General features: G+C 34.8%; 27 protein-coding genes. 14 read left to right on the forward strand and 13 right to left on the reverse strand.

Annotated elements, in window-relative coordinates; all coding sequences use genetic code 11:
* Positions 1-8: 8 nt before the first annotated feature.
* From GS03_RS05180 to GS03_RS05245, 14 genes are all read left to right on the forward strand, one after another.
* Entirely contained in the window at positions 9-854 is an 846-nt protein-coding gene (locus GS03_RS05180; protein WP_136151503.1) for a prephenate dehydrogenase, read from the forward strand.
* A gap of 8 nt (positions 855-862) precedes the next feature.
* The gene (locus GS03_RS05185; RefSeq protein ID WP_136151504.1) at positions 863-1,945 is read left to right on the forward strand and encodes a bifunctional 3-deoxy-7-phosphoheptulonate synthase/chorismate mutase type II; all 1,083 of its coding nucleotides are present in this window, start codon (positions 863-865) and stop codon (positions 1,943-1,945) included.
* Positions 1,946-2,050: 105 nt separating this feature from the next.
* The gene (locus GS03_RS05190; RefSeq protein ID WP_136151505.1) at positions 2,051-2,536 is read left to right on the forward strand and encodes a hypothetical protein; all 486 of its coding nucleotides are present in this window, start codon (positions 2,051-2,053) and stop codon (positions 2,534-2,536) included.
* A gap of 183 nt (positions 2,537-2,719) precedes the next feature.
* The gene (locus tag GS03_RS05195) at positions 2,720-4,372 is read left to right on the forward strand and encodes a hypothetical protein (protein WP_136151506.1); all 1,653 of its coding nucleotides are present in this window, start codon (positions 2,720-2,722) and stop codon (positions 4,370-4,372) included.
* Positions 4,373-4,486: 114 nt separating this feature from the next.
* Positions 4,487-5,464 (forward strand): ribosome small subunit-dependent GTPase A, encoded by a 978-nt coding sequence (gene rsgA / locus GS03_RS05200; RefSeq protein ID WP_136151507.1) that lies wholly within the window; start codon positions 4,487-4,489, stop codon positions 5,462-5,464.
* A gap of 56 nt (positions 5,465-5,520) precedes the next feature.
* Entirely contained in the window at positions 5,521-5,973 is a 453-nt protein-coding gene (gene dtd / locus GS03_RS05205; protein ID WP_136151508.1) for a D-aminoacyl-tRNA deacylase, read from the forward strand.
* A 49-nt stretch (positions 5,974-6,022) separates the two neighbouring features.
* Positions 6,023-7,933 (forward strand): DUF3857 domain-containing protein, encoded by a 1,911-nt coding sequence (locus GS03_RS05210; protein WP_136151509.1) that lies wholly within the window; start codon positions 6,023-6,025, stop codon positions 7,931-7,933.
* Between the two features lie 4 nt (positions 7,934-7,937).
* Entirely contained in the window at positions 7,938-9,944 is a 2,007-nt protein-coding gene (locus GS03_RS05215; RefSeq protein WP_136151510.1) for a DUF3857 domain-containing protein, read from the forward strand.
* 56 nt (positions 9,945-10,000) lie between these two features.
* A complete protein-coding gene (locus tag GS03_RS05220; RefSeq protein WP_136151511.1) occupies positions 10,001-10,327 on the forward strand; it encodes a nucleotide pyrophosphohydrolase in 327 nt (108 codons plus the stop codon).
* Positions 10,328-10,329: 2 nt separating this feature from the next.
* Complete coding sequence (locus GS03_RS05225; protein ID WP_136151512.1) at positions 10,330-11,559, forward strand: 3-phosphoshikimate 1-carboxyvinyltransferase; 1,230 nt, start codon at positions 10,330-10,332, stop codon at positions 11,557-11,559.
* 172 nt (positions 11,560-11,731) lie between these two features.
* A complete protein-coding gene (queA, locus tag GS03_RS05230) occupies positions 11,732-12,781 on the forward strand; it encodes a tRNA preQ1(34) S-adenosylmethionine ribosyltransferase-isomerase QueA (RefSeq protein WP_136151513.1) in 1,050 nt (349 codons plus the stop codon).
* A 199-nt stretch (positions 12,782-12,980) separates the two neighbouring features.
* Positions 12,981-14,264 (forward strand): kynureninase, encoded by a 1,284-nt coding sequence (gene kynU / locus GS03_RS05235; protein WP_136151514.1) that lies wholly within the window; start codon positions 12,981-12,983, stop codon positions 14,262-14,264.
* A gap of 66 nt (positions 14,265-14,330) precedes the next feature.
* The gene (locus GS03_RS05240; RefSeq protein WP_136151515.1) at positions 14,331-16,382 is read left to right on the forward strand and encodes a T9SS type A sorting domain-containing protein; all 2,052 of its coding nucleotides are present in this window, start codon (positions 14,331-14,333) and stop codon (positions 16,380-16,382) included.
* Between the two features lie 129 nt (positions 16,383-16,511).
* Entirely contained in the window at positions 16,512-17,600 is a 1,089-nt protein-coding gene (locus GS03_RS05245) for an agmatinase family protein (protein WP_136151516.1), read from the forward strand.
* 114 nt (positions 17,601-17,714) lie between these two features.
* Here GS03_RS05245 and GS03_RS05250 read toward each other — a convergent pair whose 3' ends face one another.
* The 13 genes from GS03_RS05250 to GS03_RS05310 all read right to left on the reverse strand — a co-directional run bounded on the left by GS03_RS05250 (position 17,715) and on the right by GS03_RS05310 (position 26,418).
* Complete coding sequence (locus tag GS03_RS05250) at positions 17,715-18,320, reverse strand: VOC family protein (RefSeq protein ID WP_210726622.1); 606 nt, start codon at positions 18,318-18,320, stop codon at positions 17,715-17,717.
* 203 nt (positions 18,321-18,523) lie between these two features.
* A complete protein-coding gene (locus GS03_RS05255) occupies positions 18,524-19,153 on the reverse strand; it encodes a DUF2306 domain-containing protein (protein ID WP_136151517.1) in 630 nt (209 codons plus the stop codon).
* A gap of 227 nt (positions 19,154-19,380) precedes the next feature.
* A complete protein-coding gene (locus GS03_RS05260; protein WP_136151518.1) occupies positions 19,381-20,004 on the reverse strand; it encodes a DUF2306 domain-containing protein in 624 nt (207 codons plus the stop codon).
* Positions 20,005-20,172: 168 nt separating this feature from the next.
* Entirely contained in the window at positions 20,173-20,394 is a 222-nt protein-coding gene (locus GS03_RS05265; RefSeq protein WP_136151519.1) for a hypothetical protein, read from the reverse strand.
* Between the two features lie 25 nt (positions 20,395-20,419).
* Positions 20,420-20,866 (reverse strand): hypothetical protein, encoded by a 447-nt coding sequence (locus GS03_RS05270; protein WP_136151520.1) that lies wholly within the window; start codon positions 20,864-20,866, stop codon positions 20,420-20,422.
* A 153-nt stretch (positions 20,867-21,019) separates the two neighbouring features.
* A complete protein-coding gene (locus GS03_RS05275; protein ID WP_136151521.1) occupies positions 21,020-21,670 on the reverse strand; it encodes a hypothetical protein in 651 nt (216 codons plus the stop codon).
* A 166-nt stretch (positions 21,671-21,836) separates the two neighbouring features.
* Complete coding sequence (locus GS03_RS05280) at positions 21,837-22,280, reverse strand: hypothetical protein (protein WP_136151522.1); 444 nt, start codon at positions 22,278-22,280, stop codon at positions 21,837-21,839.
* 166 nt (positions 22,281-22,446) lie between these two features.
* Entirely contained in the window at positions 22,447-22,908 is a 462-nt protein-coding gene (locus GS03_RS05285) for a hypothetical protein (protein ID WP_136151523.1), read from the reverse strand.
* Positions 22,909-23,072: 164 nt separating this feature from the next.
* Positions 23,073-23,777 (reverse strand): hypothetical protein, encoded by a 705-nt coding sequence (locus tag GS03_RS05290; protein ID WP_136151524.1) that lies wholly within the window; start codon positions 23,775-23,777, stop codon positions 23,073-23,075.
* A 34-nt stretch (positions 23,778-23,811) separates the two neighbouring features.
* The gene (locus GS03_RS05295; protein WP_136151525.1) at positions 23,812-24,105 is read right to left on the reverse strand and encodes a type II toxin-antitoxin system RelE/ParE family toxin; all 294 of its coding nucleotides are present in this window, start codon (positions 24,103-24,105) and stop codon (positions 23,812-23,814) included.
* Positions 24,105-24,347 (reverse strand): type II toxin-antitoxin system ParD family antitoxin, encoded by a 243-nt coding sequence (locus GS03_RS05300; RefSeq protein WP_136151526.1) that lies wholly within the window; start codon positions 24,345-24,347, stop codon positions 24,105-24,107. The genes GS03_RS05295 and GS03_RS05300 overlap by 1 nt, the downstream gene beginning before the upstream one ends.
* Positions 24,348-24,566: 219 nt before the next feature.
* A complete protein-coding gene (locus tag GS03_RS05305) occupies positions 24,567-25,259 on the reverse strand; it encodes a hypothetical protein (RefSeq protein ID WP_136151527.1) in 693 nt (230 codons plus the stop codon).
* A 115-nt stretch (positions 25,260-25,374) separates the two neighbouring features.
* A complete protein-coding gene (locus GS03_RS05310) occupies positions 25,375-26,418 on the reverse strand; it encodes a tyrosine-type recombinase/integrase (RefSeq protein ID WP_136151528.1) in 1,044 nt (347 codons plus the stop codon).
* Positions 26,419-26,429: the final 11 nt, after the last annotated feature.

The raw sequence follows: 26,429 nt of genomic DNA on the forward strand, positions 1-26,429 counted from the left end.
GAGCAATAATGAAAGTATACGTAATAGGAATTGGTTTAATTGGTGGTTCAATGGCGTTGGATATTCAGGCATTGGATAAAGATGCGGTCATTATTGGAGTCGATGCGAATGAGAATCATTTGGGACAGGCAATAGAACTTGGAATTATTCATCAAAAAGCCGAATTAAATGAGGTTGTCGATGCCGATTTTGTAATTCTGGCAGTTCCTGTAGATATTGCTTTGGGGCTTTTGCCAAAAATTTTGGATTTGGTTACTGATGAAACGTTGGTTTTTGAAGTAGGTTCAACCAAAAGTCCAATATGCGAAGCGGTAGTGAATCATCCAAAAAGAAGAAACTTTTTAGCAACACATCCAATTGCCGGAACAGAATTTTCAGGACCAACGGCTGCCATTCGAAATTTATTTGTGGACAAAACCAACATCATTTGCGAAGTAGAAAAAACTACCTTTAAATTACAGGAAAAGGGACTGAAATTGTTTAAAGATTTGGGAATGAGAATCCGTTATATGGAACCAAAATCGCATGACAAACACATCGCTTATGTCTCGCATTTGTCACATATCAGTTCGTTTATGCTCGGAAAAACAGTTATTGAAAAAGAAAAGGATGAAAAGGATATTTTTGATATGGCGGGTAGCGGATTTGAAAGTACGGTCAGATTAGCCAAAAGTTCTCCGGCTATGTGGACGCCAATTTTCAAACAAAATAAAAAGCAAGTCGTAAAATCATTAGAAGAATATATTGCCAATTTATCGCAATTCAAAAATTTATTGGAAAGCGGGAATTACGAACAGATTTTCCACGAAATGGAAAACACAAACAGAATAAAAGAAATATTAAACGGAAAATAATTAGAGCTATGAATATTACAACAGAAAACAAAAAATGGTTAGAAGATTTTAATCTGTCACATCCATTAGTAATTGCTGGACCATGCAGCGCAGAAACCGAAGACCAAGTGTTGAAAATCGCACATGAATTAAAAGATTCTGATGTTAGTGTTTTCCGTGCCGGAATCTGGAAACCAAGAACACGACCAGGCGGATTTGAAGGCGTTGGTGCCATTGGTTTAAAATGGTTGCAAAAAGCAAAAGCCGAAACAGGTTTGTTAATGGCAACCGAAGTAGCAAATGCCGCTCACGTAAAATTAGCGTTGGAACACGATATTGATGTGCTTTGGATTGGCGCAAGAACTACGGTAAATCCGTTTGCGGTTCAGGAAATTGCCGATGCTTTGGTTGGAACAGATAAAATAGTGTTGGTAAAAAACCCTGTAAATCCTGATTTGGCTTTGTGGATTGGAGGCGTAGAACGTTTATACAATGCCGGAATTAAAAAACTCGGCGTAATTCACAGAGGATTTTCAACTTACGAAAAGACAAAATACAGAAATATTCCGGAATGGCAGATAGCCATCGAGTTGCAAAGCCGTTTCCCTGATTTGCCTCTGATTTGTGATCCATCACATATTACTGGGCAACGCAATATGATTCAGGAAGTGTCGCAACAAGCATTGGATTTGAATTACGACGGATTGATTATTGAAACGCATATCGATCCGGACAATGCCTGGAGTGACGCGGCACAACAGGTTACGCCAACGGTCTTGAAACAAATTTTCGAAGATTTGAAAGTTAAAAAAGTATCTACCGAAGATGATGATTTCAATACCAAAATGATAAAGCTTAGAGCCAACATTGATATTGCCGACAGTAAATTATTGGAATTGCTTGGCAATAGAATGAAAGTCGCGGAACAAATTGGTGCCTTGAAAAAAGAAAAAAATGTGGCCGTTTTGCAAAACAAACGCTGGAATGAAATCTTAGGGAAAATGATATTAGATGGTGAAGAAAAAGGATTGAGCGAAGAGTTTATTCTAAGAATTTTCAAAGCCATTCACCAGGAAAGTATCAGCCATCAGGAGAAGATAATTAACGGATAAACGGATAAATTGTGAGAATATCGGTTAAATGTGGTGGCAATAATTGTTTTTTTTATATTTGTTGATGTCTTAAATAAATGTCTATTAATGCTAAAAATAAAGAATATGAAAAAAATTATTTTACTATTTACATTGGTTTTTGGTCTTAACATAGCCAGCGCCCAGGTCGATGTAATCAAGAAACAGATTGGAGAAACACTTAAAGGAAGAATTATAAGTGTTGATGATAATGTTATCGTATTTACTTACGAAGGTCAAAATGTACCGTACACTATTGCTAAGAATGCCGTTGAAAAAATTACATACGGAAGAACAGGTCAGGTAGTACAAACTTCCAACAAAATTGCGATTAATGATCAGGCAGATTGGGAAAAAGTTGTTATCCTTGATAACTTGGACAAAACTTTAGGTTTAGAAGTAGGGCAACACATTGGAAGCAGTGCTGATTTGGCAAATTATCAATCGGGAAGTAGAGGAAGTTTAGCGGTAGAAAGAAGATTAAAAACTGAGGCAGCGAGATTAGGTTATCAGTTTGTTTTAGTAACAACAGATGCTTCATCCAACACAACTGCGGTTGTTTATAAATATTAATTCTTTTAAAAAAGAATACTAAAGTTGCCCGAAATGGCAACTTTTTTTATGCCCAAATCGAAAATCTGGGTTCGAAATAGCATTTCATTTATTAAATATTAAAACCTACTGACATTTTGGTAGGTTTTTTTTGTATCATTGCCACAACAATAAAAAAAATCTATTAATTTTAAAACAACCAAAATGAAAAAATTCTTTTTGGGTTTTATCTTTTTTGTTTGCAGTGGTATAAGCTTGAATGCCCAAAACAAAATCGATAAAATCAACATGACTTACGGTGAAGAATTACTGGAAGACAAACAAAAAATCGTTAAAATTATTGGCGAAAGCAACAATAAGATTTATTCCCTTGGGCTCAACAAAGATGATTATTTCATTAAGATATTTGAGTCAAAAACTATGAAATTGATTTCTTCCAATCCCATTGTTATTCCACAAATCAGTGACAAGGAAGTTGATTTTGAAGACATCTTTTTATTAAACGGAAAGCTTTATGCAATCGGTAGTGTTTACAACAAAAAGGATAAAATTTTCAATTTGATTGGCTCTGAAATTTCTGAAAAAGGAATTTTGAGTAAAACTACAGTGACTTTATTCAATTCGGAAGTGGCTAAAAAGTCAGAACGTGGCGGGTTTTATTTCAAACAGTCACAGGATGAAGGAGCTTTATTGATTATGCACACTTCGCGTTTCCCAAAAGAAGATGCAATCAAATATGAAGTTAAATTGTTTGACGACAAGTTGACCACGCTTTTCACCAGTGAAGAGAAAGTAACTTTTGATGACAGTAAAAAAGATTATGAGTTTACCATTTCTGATTTTGAATTGAATTTTCAGGATGACGTTTTCTTAGTAATCAATGAAAGCTACCGCGATTCTAAAAAGAAAGAGCAAATTGAAAAATTCCAGATCCATGCTTTCAAAAGAGCCAATAACTATAAGAAAGAAGTAGTTGACATCAATATCAAAGGAAAAGAAATTATCAACTGTAAGATGATGTCAACGAATAAAAATACGCTTCAATTGGTTGGTTTTTACTCAAGTGTTCGCGATAATGGTAAGGCAAACAAAGAATTAAAAGGTATTTACAATGCGACGGTTAATTTGGCGACCAATACTAATGATAACTTGAAGTTCAACGAGTTTGATTATGCAACCAAAGTTAAATTGTTGGGTGAAAGAAGAGCTAAAAAAGGAAAAGATGTAAAACCTTTATATAGTATTACAACTTTGATTGAGAAAAACGATGGTGGTATTATTGTATTGTCTGAATTGCAATTTGTTTATGTAGGGCAAAGTTCAGGATTCGGACCTTTAGCGTTTACTCCTGTTACATATACAAAAAACGAAATCATCATTACCTGTTTGAAACCGGATGGTTCGCTTGATTGGAGTAATGTACTGCCAAAAGAACAATCGGCAGCTGTAACAACAATGTCATTTTCTATGGGAGCAGTGGCCGGCAGTGGTAACTTTAATGTTGGCGTAGCCATGAACATTCCATTGGCGCAAATGGGTAAAGGTCCTGAGTATTTAGGAGCTATTCCAATTTACAAAGACGGTATTTTGAATATCCTTTTCAATGACAATGTAAAAAACAAAGGAATTACCGATATTGAGGAAATCAAAGCATTAGGAAATTATAACAATGCTGTCCCTGCACTTTTCATCTTTGATTCCAAAGGTCAAATTACAAGAAAAGATCCGGAAGAAGCCATTAAGAACGAATTGGTAATTCGTCCCGGAGTTTACTACAGAAAAAATCAAAATGAATTTATCATTTATTCATCGAGAAAGAAAATGGATAAACTAGGACGTATGATTTTGGAAGACTAAAAATCTAAAGGCTGTGAAATTTTCACAGCCTTTTTTATTTGAAACAACTTTAAACGCAATAACGGTTTCATTTTTTTACCTTTGTCATTCGTAATTCGTAATCCATAATTAATTTTGACTGGACTTGTTTATAAATCTACCGGAAGTTGGTACACCGTAAAAACGGAAGACAACCAAGTGTTTGAATGCCGCATCAAAGGAAAATTCCGAATGCAGGGAATCAAAAGCACGAACCCAATAGCCGTTGGTGATGTGGTAGATTTTGAGTTGGATGAAAGTTCAGATGCAGTAACAGGAAGCATCCATAACATTCACGACAGAAAGAATTATATCGTGAGAAAATCGGTGAATTTATCCAAGCAAACCCATATTATAGCTTCCAATATTGATGTTGTTTTTCTTTTAATTACGATTAATAATCCGCCAACAACGACCAGTTTTATCGATCGGTTTTTGGTTACCGCTGAAGCGTATGGCATTGAAGCCGTTTTGGTTTTTAATAAAATTGATACGTTTGATGAAGCCATGAAGGATGAACAATTGTATCTGCAATACATCTATTCTGAAATTGGTTATAAAATTCTGAAAGTTTCAGCTATTGAAAAGAAAGGTTTGGATGAGCTCAAACAAATGATGATTGGAAACGTAAGTATGTTCTCTGGGCATTCAGGTGTTGGGAAATCAACCTTGGTCAATGCTTTAGAACCAAATCTAAATTTGAAAACCAAAAACATTTCAGAACAAAGCAAGCAAGGACAGCACACAACGACTTTCGCCGAAATGTACGACTTGTCATTTGATGCTAAAATCATCGACACGCCGGGAATTAAAGGTTTCGGAATTGTTGATATGGAACCTTCAGAAGTAAGTGGTTATTTCCCTGAATTCTTTAAGTTGCAGGACGAATGTAAATTCAATAATTGCTTGCATAAAGAAGAACCTCATTGCGCTGTAAAAAAAGCTTTAGAAGAAAATAAAATAGCCTGGTCACGTTATAATAGTTACCTCAAAATTTTGGAAGGCGATGATGAACATTACCGACAAGATGTGTTTAACGATGACCGAATTGCCAGTGATGAAACGAGGAAATAGTGTTAAGTAATTTATTGTCACCCTGAGCGCAGTCGAAGGGACAATCTTTAATAAAAATGAAAGCAGTAATCCAAAGAGTTTCTTCTTGTTCAGTTACTATAGAGAATAAAGTTGTTGCCGATATCCAAAAAGGATTGTTGGTTTTAGTTGGTTTTGAAGATGAAGATAACAAAGAAGACATAAACTGGCTGACAGCAAAAATTGCCAACCTCAGAATTTTTGGAGATGAAAACGATGTGATGAATTTATCACTCAAAGAAGTTGGTGGCGACATGATAGTCGTGAGTCAGTTTACCCTGCATGCTTCAACAAAAAAAGGAAATCGTCCCTCTTATTTAAAAGCATCAAAACCCGAAATTGCTATTCCGTTATACGAATCTTTTGTACGGCAAATGGAAACAGAATTGGGCAAAAAAGTCCAAACCGGACAATTCGGTGCTGATATGAAAGTAGCACTTTTAAACGATGGGCCGGTTACGATAATTATTGACACAAAAAATAAAGATTAAGATTGTTAATTATAAGTTAATTTTTTATATTTGGTAAAACTTAGTCCAGATGAAACTAAATATTTTACCATTCTTTCTTCTTTTATTTTCCGTTTTCAGTTTTGGTCAAAAATTAGAATATTCCACTTCAACTATTCCCGATAGTTTAAAGTTAAATGCGAATGCCGTAGTGCGTTTGAGTGAAATTAATATTGATATAATTTCCCAAAAGTCAATGGTTATCAAAGCTGTTCAGATAACCACAGTCCTGAATGAATTAGGATTGAGAAGCCTCGATTTATCAGAAAGTTATGATAAGAACAGAAAGATAAATAAAATAGAGGCAACAACTTATAATGCTTCTGGACAAGAATTAAAAGTATATAAAAGAAAGGATTTTAAAGACACTAGTGTTGCTGATGGCTTTTCTGTATTTAATGACAACAGGGCTCTTTATCTTGATTATACTCCAATTGCTTATCCATTTACAATCGTTTTTGTAACAGAAGTTTCCACTTCAAATACAGCTTTTATTCCGCCTTGGAGTCCTGTAGATGATTATCTGGTCAGTACAGAAAAGACTTCGTTAACGATATATTTTAAACCAGAATTAAAGCTTAAAAAAAAGGAAGCCAATTTTTCAGATAAATATGCTCTGGAAAAAAAAGAAACCGATTCATCCATAAGCTATTCATCCAAAAATTTAGTTGCCAAAAAAAGGGAAGAGTTGAGCCCGAGTTTTGTCGAATCATTTCCATTTGTATATTTTGCACTCGAAAATTTTGCACTCGAAAATGTAGAAGGTAAGGCCAGCAATTGGGCTGATTTTGGTAAATGGTACTATCAATCACTTTTAGTCGATACTGAAGGAATTTCGGAAGAAACACAGGCAAAATTAAAGCAATTGGTTGGCGATGAAAAAAAACCAATTGAAATTGCCAAAATCGTCTACAAATATGTTCAGGAAAAAACCCGATATGTGAGTGTTCAGGTTGGAATTGGTGGTTGGAAACCTATGTTGGCCAATGATGTTGATCGATTAGGTTACGGAGACTGTAAAGCATTAACCAATTATACGCGTTGTTTACTCAAGTCGGTTGGCGTTCCATCATATTATACAGTGGTTTATGCAGGTACAGATGAAACAAAAGACTTGCAGAATGATTTTGCTTCTCTTCAGGGAAATCATGTAATCCTAACATTACCCATTGACAATAAACTGGTTTGGTTAGAATGTACGAGTCAATTACAGCCATTCGGCTTTCAGGGAGATTTTACTGATGACAGAAATGTTTTGCTGGTAAAACCAGAAGGAGGAGAAATAGTTAAAACACGAGTTTTTGCAGAAACAGATAATCTGAAATATACAAAAGCTTCTTATGAAATAAACCAGGATGGTAATTTTATAGGTAAAGCGAAGATTACTTCAAAAGGGTTGCAATACGACAATGAATTCGGTAAAGAAAGGATGAGCAGGGAAGACCAAATCAAGAATTACAAAGAAGAATTTGACAACATTAATAACTTAAAAATTAACAAAATCACCTTAAACAACAATAAAGACAAAATTGAATTTACAGAAGATTTAGAATTAGAAGCAGAAGGTTATGCTCAAAACTCGGGAGTAAAATTAATGTTTGCCTTAAATGCTTTTGACCAAAGTTCTTATGTGCCAAAAAAATACAGAACCCGCGAATTCCCATTTGAAATGGATAGAGGTTATACCAATGAGGATGAAATAGAAATCACAATTCCGGAAGGATACATCGTAGAAGCAAAGCCTAACGGAATAGAGCAAGAAACAGAGTTTGGTTATTATAAAATCGAATTCAATACGCTTAGTTCCAGTAAGATTTTATGCAAGCGAAAACTAGTAATAAAAAAAGGGTTTTACGACAAGTCTAAATACGAAAGCTATAGAAAATTCAGAGAAACCATTGCCAAAACAGATAACTCAAAAATAGTCATTACAAAAGCCTAACATTATGAAGAGCGTATTATTACTAACAGTTTTATTTTTAAGCACATTTTGCTATTCCCAAAAACACGAATTAGGGAATGTAACTATTGATGAACTCAAAGAAAAAGTGTGTCCATCAGATACTTCTGCTGTAGCAGCAGTTTTGTTTAACGTGGGTAAAACCTATTTTAGTTATGCTGCGAATGAAGGTTTTCAGTTAAAAACAGAAGTAATCGCTAAAATAAAAATTTATAAAAAAGAGGGCTATGATTATGCAAATCAATCAATAAGTTACTACAGTTATGGTGGCGACGTTGAAAAGGTTGATGTTTCAAAAGCAGTAACCTATAATTTGGTTAATGAAAAAATTGAGAAAACTAAACTCAATAGTGAAGGAGAATTTAACGAAAAAGTCAATAAGTTTTACTCCCGAAAAAAAATCACTATGCCTAAAGTAAAAGAGGGCTCTGTTATCGAATATAAATTCGAAATAACTTCTCCTTTTTTTTCCACTTTTCCTGAATGGCAATTTCAAAAACAAATCCCGGTTAATTATACAGAATTCACAACGTATATTCCGGAATATTTCACCTATAATATAAGCTTTAAAGGGTTTCTGACCCCAGTTATAGAAAAAAATGGGCAAAGAAAATCGTTCGACATTAACTCAAAGGAAAGAACCAGTAGAGCTAGAATAACAAGTACTCAATTTTCTACTGAAACCACAGAGTATGGAGAATCAATATCAAAATATACTTTAAGCAATGTTCCGGCTTTAAAGGAGGAATCATTTGTCAACAATATTGAAAATTATACAGCAACAATTGAGCATGAATTATCTGCGATTCAATATCCAGGAGGCTTGTTTAATTCATATGCGACTACATGGGAATCTGTAACAAAAAGTATTTATGAAAATGAAAATTTTGGTGATGAATTAAATAAAGATTCTTATTTTGAAGAGGATCTAAAAGCTTTAAATGTTGGTGCAGTTTCGGATAATGAAACAATAGCAAAAGTTTTCGATTTTGTTAAATCAAGAATGAATTGGAATGAGTATAACAGCGTTTATTGTGATGTTGGTGTAAGAACAGCTTATAAAAACAAGACTGGAAATACAGCTGAAATCAATTTGATACTTGTAGCAATGCTTAGGAAAGCAGGAGTAAATGCCAATCCAATTTTAGTAAGCACACGCGCTAATGGAATTTCATTATTCCCAAGCAGAACATCTTATAATTGCGTTATTGCGGGAGTAGAATCTAATGGGAAAATGACACTATTGGACGCAACAAATAAAAATGCCCAACCCAATATTTTACCAATTAGAGATTTAAACTGGTTTGGAAGATTAATTAAGAAAGATGGAACTTCTGTTAATGTCGATTTGATGCCAAAATCAAATTCAAAAGATGTCGTTAGTATAATTGCAAGTGTCAATGAAAAAGGCGAAGTGACAGGAAAAATTCGAGATCAATATTTTGATTATAATGCTTTTCTTTTTCGACAAACCAATAATAGCATTTCTAAAGATAGTTACATCGAAAAATTGGAAAAAAGACACCAAGGACTGGAAATAGGAGAATATAGCGTTCAAAACAGTAATGATTTGAGCTTGCCAGTAGTTGAGAATTATGATTTTACTTCAACTAATTCTGTTGAGATTATTGGCGATAAGATGTATGTTTCACCATTTTTGTTTTTTGCAATAACTGAAAATCCATTCAAGCAGGAAAAACGTGAATATCCAGTCGATTTTGTATTTCCAGATCAGGATAAATTCAATATAAGTTTGACCATTCCACCAGGATATGTTGTTGAGACATTACCACAGCCTAAAGCAATGACAATGCCTGAAAATATAGGGAGTTTTAAATACATTATTTCAAATACCGGAAACCAAATTCAGTTACTTTATACTCATGATACCAACCAAGCCATAATAGGTTCTGAATATTATGAGGCATTGAAAAATTTCTATAAAGAAATTGTGAATAAACAAACCGAAAAAATAGTGCTTAAAAAAGCATAGCGTTTTATTTTTATTTGAGTTGTATATTTGGCTAATGGAATTAACTCTCAACTAAAATGGATTTAAAAAACTCCCAACTAGAAGTAGACAATTGGATAAAAACTCATGGCGTTCGTTATTTCAATGAGCTGACAAATATGGCGCAACTTACCGAAGAAGTAGGCGAAGTTGCCCGAATCATTGCCCGCCGTTACGGAGAACAATCCGAGAAAGAAAGCGATAAAAATAAAGACCTTGGCGAAGAATTAGCCGATGTGGTTTTTGTGGTTTTGTGTTTGGCCAACCAAACCGGAATTGATTTGCAAGCCGCTTTTGAAAAAAAAATGAATTTAAAATCCAACCGTGACCATGATCGCCACCACAATAACGATAAATTGAAATAATAGTGAACTTGCATCTAAAATCTTCAATCGTTACTCTTCAATCGGCAATCTCAATAACAGGAAGCAAATCTGAAACCAATAGATTGTTGTTGCTTCAGGCTCTGTATCCAAATTTGGTTTTAGAGAACACATCAAACTCGGATGATTCAGAAGTCATGACAAAAGCATTGCAAAGCAGTGATACTAGTATCGACATTCATCACGCCGGAACAGCCATGCGTTTCCTAACCGCTTTTTTTTCAATTCAGGAAAATAGGGAAGTTGTCCTTACCGGTTCAACCCGAATGAAAGAAAGGCCAATAAAAATTTTAGTTGACGCCTTACGCCAACTCGGAGCCGAAATCAGCTATGAAGAAAATGAAGGTTTTCCACCAATTCGAATCAAAGGCAAAAAAATAACGCAGAACAAAGTTTCGCTTTCGGCTAATGTCAGCAGTCAATATATTTCGGCTTTATTATTAATTGCTCCAAAACTCGAAAACGGTTTGGAACTTACACTGGAAGGCGAAATTACTTCTGTTCCGTACATCAAAATGACCTTGAGTTTATTAAACGAAATTGGAGTAGAAACGTCTTTCGCTGGAAATGTGATTTCAGTAAAGCCTAAACTCATAACTCATAACTCACAACTCATAACTGTTGAATCCGACTGGTCTTCCGCTTCCTATTTCTATTCGATTATAGCTTTGTCAGCAATCGGGACAAAAATCACATTGTCGAGCTACAAACAAAACAGCCTGCAAGGGGATTCTATCTTAGCTGAAATCTATAAAAACTTCGGAGTGGAAACCACATTTCAGAATAATACTATTCTTTTAAAGAAAACTCATAACTCACAACTCATAACTCATAACTTAGAGCTCAACAACTCTCCCGACATCGCCCAAACCATAGCAGTTACCTGCTTCGGATTGGGAATTGGCTGTCATTTAACAGGTTTGCATACATTAAAAATAAAAGAAACAGATAGACTTTTGGCGCTGAAAAACGAATTAGAAAAACTCGGTGCAGCAGTTGCGATTTCTGATGATAGTCTGACTTTAGAGCCGTCAAGAGTGATTCATCCAAACATAAAAATAAAAACCTATCAGGACCACCGAATGGCAATGGCTTTCTCACCTTTAGCATTGAAAACCGACATCATTATTGAAGAAGCCGAAGTAGTTTCAAAATCCTATCCCGCTTTTTGGAACGATTTGAAAAGCATTGGATTCGCCATTTCTGAATTTTAGTGAAACCTTAGAACCTTTGAATCTTAGAGCCTCAGAACCTTTTCTAAAAATAAACACCAAAACACTTGACATTCGCTATCTCACAATAGTATATTTGCAGCCTATTATAATTTGTCACCCTGAGCACAGTCGAAGGGCATAACTTATAACTCATAACTTATAACTCCTTTAGATGAAATTATCTCATTTCCAGTTCAATCTTCCAGCCGAATTATTAGCTGAATTTCCAGCAGAAAACAGAGACGAAGCCAGATTAATGGTTGTCAACAGAAAAACAAAAACCATCGAACACAAACTATTCAAAGACATTATCGATTATTTTGATGATGGCGATGTGATGATTTTGAATAACACCAAAGTATTTCCGGCTCGTATGTACGGAAACAAAGAAAAAACAGGTGCGCGTATTGAAGTTTTCTTGTTAAGAGAATTAAATGCAGAGCAACGTCTTTGGGATGTTTTAGTTGATCCGGCTCGTAAAATCAGAATTGGTAACAAACTTTATTTTGGTGATGACGATTCATTAGTAGCTGAGGTAATTGACAACACCACGTCTCGTGGAAGAACATTGCGTTTTTTATATGATGGTTCGTATGAGGAATTCAGAAGAAAACTGACTGAGCTTGGTGAAACGCCAATTCCAAAATACATCAATCGTGAAGTAACCGAAGAAGATGCGGAACGTTACCAAACGATTTATGCTAAAGAAGAAGGTGCCGTTGCCGCGCCAACCGCTGGCTTGCACTTTTCTAAACATCTTTTGAAAAGATTGGAAATCAAAGGAATCAACTTTGCCGAAGTAACACTACATGTTGGTTTGGGAACATTCAACCCGGTAGAAGTTGAAGATTTGTCAAAACACAAAATGGATTCGGAAGAGTTAATCATTACTCAGGAAGCCTGCGATATTGTTAATGAAGCAAAGGCGAGAAAGAGCAAAATATGTTGTGTAGGAACGACTTCAATGCGTGCTATTGAAAGTTCAGTTTCATCGCAAAGAACCTTAAACCCGTTTACAGGCTGGACGAATAAATTCATTTTTCCACCGCACGATTTCAGCATCGCCGATTGTATGGTGACTAATTTCCACACACCAAAATCGACTTTATTGATGATGATTTCTGCGTTTTGTGGTCATGATTTAATGAAAAAAGCCTACGAAGAAGCAATCAAAGAAAAATACCGTTTCTATTCTTATGGAGACGCGATGCTTATAATATAATTTTCAGGAGAGAAAGGTTAGGGCATTCTTGCCATCCATTTTCCTGCTCTTCGATACAATAAAAAAAGTCCCGAAACCATCGGGACTTTTTTTATTTCCACTACGATCAGGGCTAAAGACAATCTTCGGTTTTTTCTTTGTTCTTTATTCTTTATTCTTTTCTCTTTTTTCTACTTTTACACCTCAAACAACCACAACAATGACTTTCCAAAACACACGCGAATTTGCGCAACAACTCGACAAGCAGGACGAATTAAATCACTATCGTAACGAATTTTTATTTCCGCAACACAATGGTAAAAACGTTATATATTTTACCGGTAATTCTTTGGGATTGCAGCCTAAACGCACCAAACAATATGTTGATGAGGTAATGAATGATTGGTCAAGTCTGGCAGTCGAAGGACATTTCTATGCCGAAAAACCTTGGTGGGATTATCACGAGCGATTTGCCAATCCGTTGAGTAAATTGGTAGGAGCAAAACCTTCCGAAGTTACGGTGATGAATACGCTGACGGTGAATTTACACTTGCTTATGGTATCGTTTTATCGTCCAACAAAAACGCGTTACAAAATCATTTGCGAAGAAAAAGCATTTCCTTCTGACCAATATATGTTTCAGAGTCAAGTCCATTTTCATGGTTATAAACCCGAAGATGCGATAGTAGAAATCAAAAGAAGAGAAGGCGAACACAACATTCGATTAGAAGATGTTTTGGCCAAAATTAATGAAGTTGGTGATGAATTGGCTTTAGTATTAATTGGTGGCGTTAACTATTACACGGGACAAGTGTTTGACATGAAAACCATCACGGAAGCCGGGCATAAAGCCGGAGCAATCGTTGGTTTCGACTTGGCACATGCAGCCGGAAATATAAAATTAGAATTGCACGAATGGAATATCGATTTTGCTGCCTGGTGTTCGTATAAATACATGAATTCCGGACCGGGAAATGCGTCGGGTTGCTTCATTCACGAAAAACATCATGCCAATAAAGACTTGTCTCGATTTGGTGGTTGGTGGGCACAAAACAAAGAAAGACGCTTTTTGATGGAACCAAAATTTGACCCAATTGTAGGCGCTAATGGTTGGCAAGTGAGTAATTTACCAATACTTTCTTTGGCACCTTATCTTGCTTCTGTAGAAATGTTCGCCGAAGTGGGTATGGAAAAACTTATCAGAAAAAGAAATCAAATTACGAGTTATTTAGAATTTATCCTGCATGAAATCGATAAGGATATTGAAGGAACCGAATTTGAAATCATTACACCGACTAATCAAGAAGAAAGAGCCTGCCAACTATCGGTTTTTCTTCACGGACAAGGCAGGAGTTTGTTTGATTATTTAATGAAAAACGGTGTAATTACTGATTGGCGTGAACCCAATGTAATCCGCTTGGCACCTGTTCCTTTCTACTGTTCTTATGAAGATATGTATGATTTCGGACAAATACTAAAACAAGGAATTTTAACTGTAAAATAATTTGTTTTTTGAAAAACAATTCGTTGATTTGCAATTCTTTATTAACAAATACCACTAAATTAAAAAATGAAACTAAAATTACATTTCGCAACTTTAGCATTAACTCTAATCTCATTTTCCGGCTTTGCTCAGTTTTCTGAAAACGAAGGCGCAGCAAGACAATGGATACAATTGCATGCCAGTGATTTAAAAATTAAACCATCAGATACTTTTAAATTGTCATTCGTTACAAAAAGCTTAGCTGGTGAAACACTTCGCTTTCAACAAGTGATGAATGATGTACCGGTTTATCACTCTGAAATTGTGGTTAATTTTAATCCGAGTAACGAATTGGCTTTTACTTCAGATTCGTATGACAGCACCATAGAAAATATTAGCACAACACCAAGTATTTCTAAAGAGGCTGCTTTGAACATATCAAAAGAAAGTTTGAAAATTAACGGTGAATATACAGTTACCGAAAACAATTTATTGGTTACTAAAGTTAATGACCAAACCAAATTAGTTTATAAAGTAGTTACTAATCCAAAAACCGGTAGAGCTAGTTGGGCAGTCTTAGTTGATGCACAAACAGGAACTGTTTTGAGTACTTATGATGAGGCAATGTATCATCATAAAAAAGAAGCTGTAAGCAAAAAACCAAATCCAGAGACTACAATGTCACCTTTAGCTTTTGTTTCAGGAACAGCAATGGTTTATTTATCTGATCCATTGTCTTATGCGCATGTAGCCTATGGAGCTACAGGTTATACTGACGGGAGTGATGCCAATACAACACAATTAGCAGCTGCAAGAACATCGGTAACCTTACCTGAAATTGATTTAACAGCCGGAGTTTATACATTAAAAAGTTCTTATGTACAGATTCAGGATTTCGAAACACCATCTTATGGTTTGTTTACTCAGTCAACCAATGCGTTTAATTTTACCAGAGATAACAATGCTTTTGAAGCGGCTAATGTTTTTTATCATCTTGATTTAAGTTTGAGATATATCAATGAAACATTAGGAATTACTTGTAGACCAGCTTTGAATGGAGGTGTGTTAAGATTTGATTCAGCTGGATTAGACGGTGATGATAACTCCTATTATCTTCCTTCTACAGATCAAATAGCTTTTGGTGAAGGTTGTGTGGATGATGCTGAAGATGCGGATGTTATTTGGCATGAATTAGGACACGGTATTCACGATTGGATAACCAATGGAAATACTTCTAATTATATTGGTGAAGGAAATGGAGATTATTGGGCACAGTCGTACAGTAGAAGCTTAGGTCAATGGACATCAGCTGATGCGGCTTCTCAATACATGTTTAGTTGGGATGGTCATAACACTTGTTGGAGCGGAAGAACAACAAACTATAGTGGCACTTATCCGGGTTCTATAACTGGTTCAGCACATACTGACGGTCAAATATGGGCAACAGCTTTAATGCAAATATGGGACGTACTTGGAAGAGCAAAAACCGACAAAGCATTCTTACAAGGTTTAATACTAACGAATACGGCATCAAATCAACAAACTGCAGCAATAGCTGTAAGACAAGCTGCTATTAATATGAATTATGCTTGTGCAGACATTCAGGTGATGACTCAAAAATTTACTGGTAAAGGATATACTCTGCCGGCTTTAGGACTAACTATGGCTACGATAGCTAATCAGACTGTTACTGCCGACGCTACTAATACCTATACATTGCCAAGCTACGCAACTTTGGCAAACCCAATCACAGCTAATTGTAATGCAGGTTTGACACAATCACCGGTTATAGGTACTGTTTTAGCACCTGGAACTTATACGATTACTATGGTCGCTACAAGTGGTGCTTCAACTGTTACCAGAACATTCCAACTTACAATTACACCATTCTTAGGAGTTGAAGACGTTGTGAAAAATCACTTCGTTTTGTATCCAAATCCGGCTTCTAATGTATTAAATATTAAAGGAGATTTTGATACTAACGAAAGCATTACTATCTACAATATGTTAGGGCAAACAATTATGACAAAAGGAGTAACTTCTAACGACGAAAGTATTGATATTGCTTCTTTAGCTAAAGGTATTTACAATGTGTATTTCAATAACGCCAAAGTAGCTTATAAATTCATAAAAGAATAAATCAAAGTTATACAAGTAAAGAAAGCCATAATGCGAAAGTATTGTGGCTTTCTTTTTTACATCCATGCCAAAAATACTTTGCAATCCCGAAGTTTCGGGATAACTTTGCTGCTTTATAACTTATACCTAATGACCAAACAACAAATCATAGCTACTTTCGACCCAAGCCAGCCGGGCTTAGCAGATGCAACTATCTTTGGATTGCCATTTTCGGCAGAACAATCAGAAATCATTATTATTCCGGTGCCATGGGAAGTAACCGTAAGTTATGGTGCCGGAGCATCAGACGGTCCTGAAGCAGTTTTGGATGCTTCTTTTCAGGTAGATTTAAACCATCAGGATTTCCCTGAACTATGGAAACTCGGAATATATTATGATGAAGCGCCGGAACATTGGAAAATAAATTCTAATAGTTACAAAGCGTTAGCACAACCTATAATTCACGCACTCGAAAAAGGGGAAGATTTAAATAATCATCCTAGCTTACTTTCAGACTTGGAGACGATCAATAAAGTGTGTCGCGATTTGCATACCGAAGTCAAAGAAAAAGTATTGTTTTGGACAAAGCAAGGCAAAAAAGTAGTGCTGCTTGGAGGCGACCATTCAACACCATTAGGTTATTATGAAGCTTTGGCAAGCATACATGACAACTTCGGAATTTTGCATTTAGATGCACATATGGATTTGAGAATTGCCTATGAAGGATTTACCTTTTCGCACGCATCAATAATGTACAATGCTTTACAACTTCCTCAGATTTCAAAAATAGTTCAGGTTGGTATTCGCGATTTCTGTGAGCAGGAAGTTGAAGTGGTGCAAAAGTCAAACGGAAGAGTTTTGGTTAACACCGATGCCGATTTGAAAGCTGAAACCTTTGCTGGCATAACTTGGGCTGAACAATGCGATGCTATCATTGCAACCTTGCCACAAAAAGTTTGCGTCTCTTTTGATATTGATGGTATGTATCCTTGGTATTGTCCAAATACAGGAACTCCGGTTCCGGGTGGGTTTTCATTCGAGCAGGCAACATATTTGTTTAACAAATTAGCAGCAAGCGGGAAAGATATTATTGGGTTTGATTTGGTAGAAGTTGCTCCGGGTGAAAATGATGATTGGGATGGTAATGTTGGTGCCCGAATGTTATTTCACATGTGCGGCATGTTGGCCAAAAACAGCGGCATGAACGTTGGTCAGAAAATCAGCTTTCAGAGAAAATAGTTTTTGATTATACTCAAAAAATGGCGAGTAGCCATAAACGACTTTTTTATTAGCGGTTTTTATTCTTAACATATTTAAATTCTAACCTGTCCTTCTAAGTCAAGATTATTTATCTTATTTAAGTTCTGAAAGAATTAACTTTTTCTGTTTTAATGTATTCGTCATTGCCTTTTCTCTAACTTTAGGGTCATCACTGTTAATAAGGTCAAAATATTCAACCGGAACAACCTGCCACGATAAACCATATTTGTCTTTACACCAACCACAAGATGATTCTTGGCCACCGTTTGAGGTCAAGGCATCCCAATAATAATCTACTTCTGCCTGGTCTTTGCAATTAATAACAAAGGAAACAGATTCATTAAACTTGAAGTATGGACCAGCAGCTAAAATGCTAAATTCCATACCATTAATTTCCATAACCGCAGTTTCAAAGTATTCCTGACCACCTTGCTCTTTTGCCTCTGGGGGATTCTTATATTGGTGGTATTCTTTCAGTTTACCATCTTTGAAAATAGAAAGGTAATAATTTACTACTGCTTTTGCATCTTTATCAACCCAAAGACAAGGTGTTATTTTTTGCGTAATCATATCAGGTTTTTTTGTTTGAGTTTGATTGGAGTTTGTGTCATTTTTATGAGAGTTCTCTTTAGAATTTTTACAGCCCATTATACTCACTACTAATAATGCTGTCAAAAATTTAAGTATGCACTTTTTCATATTGTTACTTATTTAAAGTTGATAATAAATTTTCTATGTAGAGTGTCGCTAAAATTGTCTACCACCTTCTGCGGCTTGTCATCAGTGGCGGCAGGCTAAGCGGTTAGTTGTAAAGGTATGAAAATTTCCGGCTTGAGATTTTCCGCGAAGTGGAAAATCGGAAAAGCCATTGCGGTAAACCGCTGTTAGCAACTGGCTTTAATTCAACTTTTTTTTCTTTTAATATTTTTTAATGTTGGAATCCAAATCATAAATATCTCACCACAAATTATTGGTACAAATGAAAAGAAATACTCATTTACAGTTCTGCTAAATGTTGCGTCTTCAATTTTTCCAAATAAAAAGTCCAGTGGAATAATCCCACCTATTCTTACAGCTACAAATGAAAGTATGCATATGTAACTTCTAACCATGAATTGTTGATGCACTTTTATATTTCTATTTTTTACGGACCACCAAGCCGAAAAAGTGGTAAAGAGAACCAAAACAGCTAAAATGAATAGAGAAACTCTACAGCTTACACAAGAACTTATCAGTGAAAGTCGGATAGCAGATAAACCTGCGATAAATGCTCCAAGGATATAAATCTTCCCTGTCAGTTTATGAAAGTTTAAATATTTATTTCTAATCCATTTAGAAAATTGTATAGGTCCAGTTAGTAACGCTAATGTTCCGCCTATTAAATGAGAACTTACCCAAATTGGATTGTTAATGTAACTGTCACTTCTATATCCAGTAAAAAAAACAACGACATTTTCCAGAAAAAAATAAGCTGACAAGCCTATAATTATGCTCCAAGAAAGGAAAAATAGCAATCGTTCAATTATTTTCATTTAGTTTCCATGTTTTTTCATAAGCTTGTTGCAAACGTTTTGCTGCTTGTCATCAGTTGCGACTGATGGAAAGCCAGTTTTTCCGCTAAGGAAAAACTAAGATAGAAAGAAATTGCTTCCAATCTGCAGGATTGAAGCAATTGTGACACACGAGCAAAGCGACTGCAAAAGGAAACTGCTGTTAGCAGCCTTTTTTATGTGCCATTTCAATTATGTCGGATACGAATTTATCGCGGGTTACGTTGAAGTAACAACAACCAGTAACACCAACAAATAATTAATGGGAATGCCCACACAAACACATCGGAAATAAGTAGTGAAGTGACTTCATCCTTAAAGATAGATTTAAATATTCCCATAAAAAATCGGTCAATTATCCTCACCGTTACAAAATAAGCAGCACATATAAATCCGCTTATCATAAATCTACGATGCCAAACTATCCTTTTTTGACGTGCAAAATATACACCAAGTAAAATGAATATAAGCCAAAGTGTTGTTGCTGCATATTGTGACGGCCAAAAAGGTAATCCTACATTTTTTCCAAGATAAATTATATAGTAGAGGGATATAATACAAATTAAAGCAACCGTTATGTGTATTTTACCCAACTTTCTATGTAGTCTAATGTTTTTGTTACGGATAAATGGTGCAAACTGAAAAAATGCTGTGATGTATACAATTATACCGCTAAGAATATGAGTGATAAAGAATGCTTTTTTAACAGTCGTATTTAAAGACATAAATTCAGGAAATCCATTAGAAATATAACTAAGTGTAGGAAAGAAAAACACAAGGAATGATCCAATAAATAATGTCCAGAAAATGATAAATGTAATTTTGTTTGTCATTGTTTATATATTGACTGGTCTAGATTTCTAAAATGACTGCTAACGTTTCGCAGCTTGTCGTCAGTAGCGGCAAGTTAAGAATAAATGTAATAAGAAATTTTGATGTTCAGCGTATTCTCCAAGAAAGATAAAACCAGCTATAGCGCAAAACCGCTGTTGGCAGTAGTCTTATTCCTTGTAAATAATCTTTATTCCGTTTTCAGAATCTTCTTTTTTAAACGTTCTGGCATTTTTGTCGTAATCAATTATTAAGGTTTCATTATTTAACCATCGTGGATTTACATAAACCATTCCATCCTTCATTTTGGCTTCACCATGATTATAGTCAGCGATGAAGATATTTCCAGTCTCGTTATTTTCTAGCATTTCGTCAGAATCGATACCAGCCATTGCGACAAACGGCTGTTAGCACCAGTTATTGTTTTGATTTAAAAAGTTTATCAAGCTTGGCAACCTTTTCATCACACATTTCTTTCCATTCAATTCCTTCAGTTACTTTCATTGTTAAACATTCCAAACAAACTTCAATTATTCCAATCGTATCATTTTGCTTTGTAAAAACTAATGCATGACGGGGTAAATAACAGGCTGCGGCTGAATTGAATGAACATTCTTCTTTATATAAAATTTCAAAAAGCTCTTGTTTTTCGGCATCATTCAGTTTGACTTTCTTCTTGATTGGAACTTGGCTAAATTTTTTCAAATTTGCGCCTTCTTCTTGTACTTCTTTATAAAAAACTAGCTCTACATTGTCTGCTTTGGAAAAAGGAAAAGTGTTTTCAACTGTCGCACTAAAAAATATTCGATAGCCAATATAACTGATAGCTATTAATAGAATTCCAATAAGAAGTTTTTTTCGCATAAGTTCTGAATAATTGGTGCTAACGTTCCGCGGCTTAGCACAGCGGCGAGTTTTTTAATTTATAGTTGTAAATATAATCAAATTTTGAACTTCGTAAATTCCGGCTAAGTAAAACTGTACCAGCCGTTGCGCTAAACCGCTGTTACCTGCAGGTTATTTTCTAAACTCGTTAACTTGTTCCAATCCAGCTATTTTCATTGACGTTTTTTTTGCTTTTTCTATTTCTTCCATGCTCATTTTCTGCGCCTCTTCCAATACTAATTTTGTCTTTAGCTCAATTTCACGTTTAACATACAGTAACGACGCTTCAACAAGATTCAGAAATGTTTCTTGGTTTGTATGATTGAGTAAAAATATATTAATATTAGCTACAGAGACAACATGATTTTCTTTTAATAATCCAATAGTTTGATGCTGTTCAAAAGGATTTATGGAATGAGCAAAGTGTTTACTTCTTAAATCAGTAAAATGTTTGTGGGCTTTTTTTGCACCTTCACTGTCTTTAAAATAATTGAAAATCTCAGAAGTTAAACCAAGTCGAGCACCTTTGTTAAAACACCTTGTATAGCTTATTAATGCAGATGTGTATAACGCACGATTTATAACTACGTTTTCTGAAAGTTCAATGTTTACAGTATTAATTTCATTGTCACTTTTTGTTTCCGCAGGACGTTGACTTAATAATTTTAAAGTCGCTTTAGTAAATTCTAAGTCACTTTCTAATGAAACCAAATCACTCAAGAGTTTTCCTTCTTTTGTGTTGATTTTAATTGTCTCTAATTCCGTGGTTTTTGGTTCAGTCATAAAGCAGAATCGTGTTAATAACTTGCAGGTAACGTTTTGCGGCTTGTCGTCAGTTGCGACTGACGAAAGCCAGTTTTTCCGCTAAGGAAAAACTAAGATAGGAAATAATTGCGTCCAATCCGCAGGATTGGAGCAATTGTGACAAACCGCTGTTATACACAGGCAATTATTTATGTTTATTATATTCTTTCCACCAACTTTTTAATTCTTCAGCTTCTTTTTCGTTGACTTTCGGACAATAGTACAATCCCAAATCTAGTTTTCTATTTTCTTTAAATGCTTTTAGAAATTCAATAGCAAAACCGCCAACTTCTGCACTATCTTTTGGAATGTATGATGATAAAGGATTTAAATAACAATTGCATTTTTCTTTAGAATCAACCAAAGAAATAAGAGAATTTAAGTCTTTACTTTTAACCCAGTTTTTCGAGAAATTGCTTTCTATTGTAGAAACATTAAGTTCATTTTTCTTTTTCAGTTCTCGGATAAAGCTTACTGGAGAATATTCTTTTGCGGATTTTCTATGAATTTCGATTTCATTTTTCGGTTTAGTTTTTCCACAACCAATAAATATTAAAATAATTGTAGAAAATAAAAGTTGTATTTTCATGAGAGTTTTCTATTGCTTGTGTATAACGTGCCGCAGCTTGTCGTCAGTGGCGACAAGCTTAACGGTTGAGTGTAAAGATAAGTAAATTTCCGGCGCTCGATTTTCCGTTTACGGAAAATCGGTACCAGCCATTGCGACAAACGGCTGTTAGCTGCAGTACCGTTATCTATTTTAGTGAAAATTGAATAAAGGTAAATTCTGGATTTTCAATTTTGGTTTCACTTTCATTTTCAAAAAAACTTTCACCGAGTTGATTTAACTTTCCGGAAGTTCGAGTACTGATTATTTCAATATCTTGATTTTTACTTCTAAATGCAAAAGCTGTTGTTTCACTATAATACTCATAATGGATTATTGGTTCTCCAAAGTAATCTTTCAAATCTTTATATGTAATATTTAAATCCCAAACAATTGCTTTTACTTTTTGGTCCTCATCGTATACCAATTCGATTTGCTTAAACCGACTATCATTTGGAATCAGTTTCCTTCGATAAAGGTATGGTTTAGTTTCTACAAAATCTGACTTTGTAAATAATTGGGTAAGCAAATCCAGGTTGAGTTTGCTAAAATCTTGATTTCCCCAAATATGAAAGTATTCCTTCAAATTTATTATTTCGTCTTTATTCATTAGGTGTTCTTTAGGTATTGCAGCTAACGTGCCGCAGCTTGTAGCAGCTGCGATAAATTTAGCACTAATTATTCCAAGTACAAAACTCCTTTTGAAAATCCGCAGGATTTTCCAAGAAAGCCCAAACCAAGCAGTTGCTACAAACTGCTGTTAGCAGCCGTAATTTAAAATTCTTCTCCTCCTTCATCGATTGTAAATCTCGATAGCATTGGATAGTTTATCTTCTTGTACTCTTCACTGTACTTTTCTTTTCCAAAATTATCATCAAAATACCTGAGAACATTTCCTTCCATGTATGAGTAATGTTTTTTATCATTAATATCTTTATAAGTTGCGCCCAATTGTTGACTTTCTGTCGTCCATTCAAGTTCAATTTTTTCTCCAGGTGGTAAAGTATAATATTGTTTTTCGTGCTGCCACTTATTATCTTTAATATTTTTTCTAATCTTTAAGTCGATTGCAGCACGCAAACCAATATTTTCAAGTGTATAGAATTTACTGTTTGCTCGCTTGAAAAAACTAATAATTGGTTTTACGCTTTCTTGGTCTTTCTGTTTATTATATTTATGAATTTCTGTAGTCAGCCAAATGAAGACAAATAGATTTCCTAAACTCAATGATATATTACAAAACGTTGAAAAGTGACTCCAATCTTCAGGATTTTTTGAAAAGTCATTTAATCTAAATTTATAAACATAGGCTATTAATGGCAATAGCGTTATTAGGATTGTTATTATAAAATATTTGCGTCTATTCATAAGGTGAGTGATTATGGCTGCTAACGTTTTGCGGCTTGTCATCAGTTGCGACTGATGGAAAGCCAGTTTTTCCGCTAAGGAAAAACGAAGATAGAAAACAATTGCGTCCAATCCGCAGGATTGAAGCAATTGTGACAAACCGCTGTTATAGGTGGTTTTTCATATCCATCATTCCATGCAAAATTCTAACAACTTCAATTTCTTCTAGAGAAACTATTTGGTAGAAAATAATATGTTCGCCTGTTTTAAAGCCTAACACATTTTTTTCGACAACATCATAAGATTTACCTTGATTTGGTTTATTTGCCAATTCCTGACACGAATCCATAAGTAACAAGTAATAAATCTCTGCTTGATTTTCAGACCAAGTCTTTACTGTATAATCCCAAATGTCATTTAAGTCATCAACGGCTTTGTTGTTTAAATAAAACTTTGCCATTATTTTTTTCTAGACTTAAGAGTTTCCAAATGCTTTTTGGGATCAAAGTCAACAGCTCGACCACTTTCAATTCCTTCACGAATTGCATTTCGTAAAACAATTATCCGACTTTCTTCTTCTTCCAAAAGTCTAAGCCCAGCACGTATCACTTCACTTGCGTTGCTGAAACGTCCTTTCGAAACAGTTGATTCTATAAAACTCTCGAAATGATTACCCAATGATATTGATGTGTTTCTTCCCATGATTTCTTTATTTTAGGTAAAGTTACCAAATTTTGGTAACCAAACAAATACTTTCTTAGAAATTTTGGAAAAATCACCTATAACGTTCCGCGGCTTGTCGTCAGTTGCGACTGATGGAAAGCCAGTTTTTCCGCTAAGGAAAAACGAAGATAGAAAACAATTGCGTCCAATCCGCAGGATTGAAGCAATTGTGACAAACCGCTGTTAGCAACCGTATTATTAAGAAATCCAAGTTCCTTCAACTTTGTCTATTTGCCATTTGTTTTTGTCTTTTCTAATGTAAATCCTAAAACCTTGCCCACATTTATTTCCACACCAAAAACCTCCATTTAGAATTCCGAATTTTTTATCCTTGTCAAACTGTATTTTTGAAAAATATACAACTCCTGAAAAATTGAAATTATATTTGGTATCCCAAATTTTGTCTGTTTTGGGGAATTCTGAAATGTCTTTCAATTTAAACTTGCTTTCAAGTTTTATTTTTTGAAAATCTAAAATATATTCTGGATTCTCTTCGGGTTTAGTTTTGTAAATTTTAGCACCTTTGAAATGACTTTCGAAATAACTTTCGACATCTTCTTTTTCGAACTCTATTTTTGATTTAAAAGCAACAATAATTTTTGAAGTATCTTTTTCGATTTCTAAATTTTTCTTTTCCCATTTTAGCAAATTTTCTTTCTCTTCTTGTGTTGCTTTTGTTGAATCAACGCCAATATAATGACCTTCTTTGTCGTAAATAGATTCTCCATATTTTGGAGGGAAGTTTAGCATTATTCTTCTATCAATACAGGTTGAATCTATCAAACTTGGCAAAATCTCTGTCATAACATTCTTCTCAAACTCTAAATCACTAATCTTCCTTTCGCAACTTGCAAAAAGGATAATGAGTAATGTCAATTTAAGCAGTTTCATAATATGGTTGCTAACTTGTATATATCCGAAACAAACATTCGTTAAGCCAACCAAAAACGGCTGTATATACGAAGGTTTGTTTCGCTTTTTCTTTCTCAAATATAAGAATTAATTCCTACAAATCATCGAATGGGCTTTTTATTTGTTGGATACTTTTAGTACTAACATGAGTATAAATTTCAGTAGTCTTACTGCTGTTATGACCCAATAATTCCTGTATATATCTTAAATCAGTTCCGCTTTCTAATAAATGGGTAGCATAACTATGACGTAACCAATGTAAAGTTACAGGTTTACCGATTTGTGCTTTTACTAAAGCTTGCTTTAAAACCATTTGTAAACTTCGGGAATCATATGGTTTTCCTTCAACTTGCCCTTCAAATAAATAAACCTTTGGCTTGTAAGCAATAAAATATTCCCTAAGCATATTCAATATTTTTGGACTTAATGGAGCAATTCTGTCTTTCTTTCCTTTCGAATTTTTTAACAAAACGATGTTTCGTTTCGAATCAATATGGACAGGCTGCAAAGCCAACAATTCACCACACCGTAATCCACAACTATAAATCAGGCTCAACATCGTTTTATGTTTCAAATTACTGTGAGCCTCCAGTATTTTCTTCACTTCCTCTTTACTCAATACATTTGGCAATACCTTTGCACGCTTCGGACGATGAATTTTTTCAATATCAATAAGCCGGTTTTGTGTAATTTTAAAAAATAACTTAATCGCGTTAACTATCTGATTCTGGTACGACGATGATAATCGGTTCTTTAGTATATAATCATTGTTGTAACGAATAACATCATCATTGTCAATTTCACTTAAATCTTTTAACCTGTAGAAAACTAAAAAAGATTTTAATGCCTCACTATAAGTCTTGATTGTACTTTCACTATATCGTTTAGATTGTAAATACCTTTTAAATTTTAGAATGCCTTCAGCACCTTCAGTCGATGGCATACTTTCCTCACGCAACGCCAACCCAAATTGTTTTCTGTAAACTTCAGTATCCGGCAAATGCCAGACCCGCAATTGTTGACTCCATTTTGAACCATCCAGTTTTTTTATTCGGGCAATCAACGCCGCATCTTTCTCAAAAGAAACCGCTATTCTGTCTTCTCCATTATGTTTAATAAGTTTGGCACTCCAATTCATGGGACGAAATT

This window comes from Flavobacterium sangjuense (assembly GCF_004797125.1).
In the GTDB taxonomy this organism is placed as follows: Bacteria; Bacteroidota; Bacteroidia; order Flavobacteriales; family Flavobacteriaceae; genus Flavobacterium; species Flavobacterium sangjuense.

Excerpts from the sequence above, each read along its gene's own strand:
- GS03_RS05180 (WP_136151503.1), top strand. The coding sequence starts at position 9 with ATGAAAGTATACGTAATAGGAATTGGTTTAATTGGTGGTTCAATGGCG.
- GS03_RS05185 (WP_136151504.1), top strand. The coding sequence starts at position 863 with ATGAATATTACAACAGAAAACAAAAAATGGTTAGAAGATTTTAATCTG.
- GS03_RS05190 (WP_136151505.1), top strand. The coding sequence starts at position 2,051 with ATGAAAAAAATTATTTTACTATTTACATTGGTTTTTGGTCTTAACATA.
- GS03_RS05195 (WP_136151506.1), top strand. The coding sequence starts at position 2,720 with ATGAAAAAATTCTTTTTGGGTTTTATCTTTTTTGTTTGCAGTGGTATA.
- dtd (WP_136151508.1), top strand. The coding sequence starts at position 5,521 with ATGAAAGCAGTAATCCAAAGAGTTTCTTCTTGTTCAGTTACTATAGAG.
- GS03_RS05210 (WP_136151509.1), top strand. The coding sequence starts at position 6,023 with ATGAAACTAAATATTTTACCATTCTTTCTTCTTTTATTTTCCGTTTTC.
- GS03_RS05215 (WP_136151510.1), top strand. The coding sequence starts at position 7,938 with ATGAAGAGCGTATTATTACTAACAGTTTTATTTTTAAGCACATTTTGC.
- GS03_RS05220 (WP_136151511.1), top strand. The coding sequence starts at position 10,001 with ATGGATTTAAAAAACTCCCAACTAGAAGTAGACAATTGGATAAAAACT.
- queA (WP_136151513.1), top strand. The coding sequence starts at position 11,732 with ATGAAATTATCTCATTTCCAGTTCAATCTTCCAGCCGAATTATTAGCT.
- kynU (WP_136151514.1), top strand. The coding sequence starts at position 12,981 with ATGACTTTCCAAAACACACGCGAATTTGCGCAACAACTCGACAAGCAG.
- GS03_RS05240 (WP_136151515.1), top strand. The coding sequence starts at position 14,331 with ATGAAACTAAAATTACATTTCGCAACTTTAGCATTAACTCTAATCTCA.
- GS03_RS05245 (WP_136151516.1), top strand. The coding sequence starts at position 16,512 with ATGACCAAACAACAAATCATAGCTACTTTCGACCCAAGCCAGCCGGGC.
- GS03_RS05250 (WP_210726622.1), bottom strand. The coding sequence starts at position 18,320 with ATGAAAAAGTGCATACTTAAATTTTTGACAGCATTATTAGTAGTGAGT.
- GS03_RS05255 (WP_136151517.1), bottom strand. The coding sequence starts at position 19,153 with ATGAAAATAATTGAACGATTGCTATTTTTCCTTTCTTGGAGCATAATT.
- GS03_RS05260 (WP_136151518.1), bottom strand. The coding sequence starts at position 20,004 with ATGACAAACAAAATTACATTTATCATTTTCTGGACATTATTTATTGGA.
- GS03_RS05265 (WP_136151519.1), bottom strand. The coding sequence starts at position 20,394 with ATGGCTGGTATCGATTCTGACGAAATGCTAGAAAATAACGAGACTGGA.
- GS03_RS05270 (WP_136151520.1), bottom strand. The coding sequence starts at position 20,866 with ATGCGAAAAAAACTTCTTATTGGAATTCTATTAATAGCTATCAGTTAT.
- GS03_RS05275 (WP_136151521.1), bottom strand. The coding sequence starts at position 21,670 with ATGACTGAACCAAAAACCACGGAATTAGAGACAATTAAAATCAACACA.
- GS03_RS05280 (WP_136151522.1), bottom strand. The coding sequence starts at position 22,280 with ATGAAAATACAACTTTTATTTTCTACAATTATTTTAATATTTATTGGT.
- GS03_RS05285 (WP_136151523.1), bottom strand. The coding sequence starts at position 22,908 with ATGAATAAAGACGAAATAATAAATTTGAAGGAATACTTTCATATTTGG.
- GS03_RS05295 (WP_136151525.1), bottom strand. The coding sequence starts at position 24,105 with ATGGCAAAGTTTTATTTAAACAACAAAGCCGTTGATGACTTAAATGAC.
- GS03_RS05300 (WP_136151526.1), bottom strand. The coding sequence starts at position 24,347 with ATGGGAAGAAACACATCAATATCATTGGGTAATCATTTCGAGAGTTTT.
- GS03_RS05305 (WP_136151527.1), bottom strand. The coding sequence starts at position 25,259 with ATGAAACTGCTTAAATTGACATTACTCATTATCCTTTTTGCAAGTTGC.
- GS03_RS05310 (WP_136151528.1), bottom strand. The coding sequence starts at position 26,418 with ATGAATTGGAGTGCCAAACTTATTAAACATAATGGAGAAGACAGAATA.